Here is a 2,776-nt window from a genome sequence, read left to right as displayed (position 1 = left end):
AGACACGCCAATGCTGACGAAATCCGAGTGCAGCTAGTTTACGATCGCGATCAGGTTTGCTTGCGCGTGAAGGACAATGGACAGGGCTTTGGAGTCGGGAATATTACAGCCTATGCGGGTTTTGGCTTACTCGGCATGAGCGAACGGGCAGAGCGCATCGGCGCACAGCTCACGATTCGGAGTCAACCTGGAGAAGGAACAGAGATGATTGTTACTGTCGATCGGGAGGCATCACAATGAGCCAAGCCATTCGGGTTCTGATTGCGGACGATCATGCTATTTTTCGGCAAGGATTAGCCACGATTATTAACCGTGACCCAGATATGCAGGTGATTGCCCAAGCCGAAAATGGGGAACAGGCGATCGCCTTATTTCGGGAACACCAACCAGATGTCACGCTCATGGATCTGCGAATGCCTGAAGTGGAAGGAGTTGCCGCCATCGGTGCAATTTGTGCTACTGCTAAATCTGCTCGGATTATTGTACTGACCACGTATGATAGTGACGAAGATATTTATCGGGGATTGCAGGCAGGAGCCAAAGGATATCTGTTGAAAGAAACTGAACCGGACGAGCTTCTGAATGCGATTCGCACCGTTCATCGGGGTCAGAAGTATATTCCGCCTGATGTGGGAGCAAAGTTAGTACAGCGCCTCAGCAATCCAGAACTGAGTGAAAGAGAACTAGAAGTACTCCGCTCACTGGCACAGGGGATGAGTAATGCCGATATTGCGGCGGCTTTGAGCATCGGTGAAGGTACTGTTAAATCCCATGTTAATCGGATTTTGAATAAGCTAGATGTGAGCGATCGCACTCAAGCTGTGATTGTTGCCGTTAAACGCGGCATCGTCTGCTTGTAGATGTACTTTCGATCGAATTTGGATTCTAACTTGAGTTATAGCTAGCCTTCTATCTTAAGAAGGAGCGGCTGCTCCATCAAATTACAGCCTAAAAATGTTAACTCGCTGTAGACGACAACTAAAAGCCAATTGCTTATATTGAATTCATGTGGATTGAGCAAGTGAATCGCAAGGTTCCATGCTTGATACAGATGTAGAAAAATGACCGACGACCATAGTTCCAGTTCTTTAGTTGTGCCAGCTTCAACCCAAGATCACAGTCAAGGTGTGCTAAGTGCCGCCGTGGTGTTAGTGATGTATGGGGATTATCAATGTCTTAGAAGTGCAGCCGTTTACAAGCTGATTAAAATCATTCGGCAAGAGCTTACGGTTTCTTTTGGAGAGGATTATTTATGTTTTATCTTCCGCCATTTTCCACAGTTCCAGATTCATCCCCAGGCACAACGGGCAGCCCAAGCAGCCGAAGCCGCCGCCGCCCAAGGAAAGTTTTGGTTAATGAGCGATACTTTATTTGACCATCAACAAAGGTTGAAGAACGGTTATCTTGTCGAGTACGCCAATGATTTAGGGCTTGACATTCCTCAATTTCTCAAAGAGTTGTCTAAACAAGTGCATGTTGATCGCATCAACGAAGATATTGAAGGCGGAATACACAGTGGAGTAACGACTGTTCCAGCCCTATTTATCAATAACATTCGGTATACCGGACGCTGTAAAACGACAGAGTTGATGGCAGCCATGATTGCTGCAAGTCATTAAATTCCCCGATCTTTGCTCTCAATTCATATCTGACTTGCCTGTAAGTGCTGGAATATCTAATTTTGATGGCTAAATTTTGCCTGTTTCACTGAACAAAATTGCCGCTTTTTGAACCATGCCAAAAATTACCGTGCCAACAACTGAATTCCTTCGTATTGATTTAGTCAATTACAAATCAGTATTTCATTGAGGATAATTCTATGACGTATTTACTAGTACAAGGCAAGAATGATTCTGGGTATGAAGGTACACCTCAGACTGATTCTCTTCGCGACTCCTCAGTTAATCATGCCCTGATTGCGATCGCGCAAGAAGTCACTGAGTTGCTCAGACAAACTTACCTGAGACAAACCGATGAAATTAAAACAGGAGAAACAGAATGATACTGCAAGATAAAGTGGCGTTAGTCACCGGAGGCACATCGGGAATCGGTAGAGCAACGGCGTTAGCGTACCCCTACGGGGAAGCAAGCTACGCGTAGCGTTCCGTTGGCGCAGCCTCTCGTAGAGAAGGAAAGCTTAACTCATATCTTGCATCAAGAAAAATTGATGTAAATTTATTACTCAGTAAAAGAGCCAAAGCCTTGATTTAGCGACAAAAGCCTATAAAACTAAGATATCTTTATCGCGCATATTTTTACTTCACCTGGGGTTGTACGTAGAGGTGCAAGAAATGAGTTAACGAAGTTATCGCCTTCGGTGCTGCTGGAGCAAAGGTCGTATTCGCAGGCAGACGCGACGCAGAAGGTGAAAAAACCGCCAAACTGATTCGCGAAACAGGCGCTGAATAGCTTATACGTCCATTGAAACAAGTTCACTAACACCACAAGAATCTGACAAATCATTTTAAGCATCTGAAAGCAGTCAAGCATTGGAACTCAAGACACTTTAGATAGATAGAACCAGGAGTATTTAATCATGGTCAACGAGCAAACTGTAGACGGACAAGCTTCTTTACAAGCAACTGCCAATTTGACACCAGCCCAGGAGTTTTTGCAAGCACTTTGGGAAGAGCATTTACAGTACGAGTTTGGCACTCACAGTACTGAAGATGCCCTCGCTACGATGGTTGAAGATGCTTACGTTAACCACATCCCGGTAATGACTGGGGGAGTCGGGAAACCAGCACTGCGCGAGTTTTATTCCAAATACTTGATT

At 45.1% G+C, this 2,776-nt stretch carries 4 protein-coding genes and 1 pseudogene; all 5 read left to right on the top strand.

The window, feature by feature from the left end; genetic code table 11:
• Positions 1-240: ATP-binding protein (locus H6G26_RS40710; RefSeq protein WP_347242606.1), on the top strand; the 240-nt coding region annotated here is incomplete at its 5' end.
• A complete protein-coding gene (locus H6G26_RS40705) occupies positions 237-860 on the top strand; it encodes a response regulator transcription factor (RefSeq protein ID WP_190737713.1) in 624 nt (207 codons plus the stop codon). The genes H6G26_RS40710 and H6G26_RS40705, both read left to right, overlap by 4 nt.
• Positions 861-1,061: 201 nt before the next feature.
• Positions 1,062-1,619, top strand: coding sequence for a DsbA family protein (locus tag H6G26_RS40700; RefSeq protein WP_190737711.1), 558 nt, complete (start codon positions 1,062-1,064; stop codon positions 1,617-1,619).
• 200 nt (positions 1,620-1,819) lie between these two features.
• On the top strand, positions 1,820-2,002 hold the full coding sequence (locus H6G26_RS40695; protein ID WP_190737709.1) for a hypothetical protein: 183 nt from the start codon (positions 1,820-1,822) through the stop codon (positions 2,000-2,002).
• Between the two features lie 534 nt (positions 2,003-2,536).
• Positions 2,537-2,776, top strand: a pseudogene (locus H6G26_RS40690) (hypothetical protein); the annotation flags it as partial.

The organism is Nostoc sp. FACHB-888 (assembly GCF_014696655.1).
Lineage (GTDB): Bacteria > Cyanobacteriota > Cyanobacteriia > Cyanobacteriales > Nostocaceae > Nostoc.
Note: the sequence above shows the minus strand (reverse complement) of the source record. Positions and strands in the feature narration are given on the sequence as shown.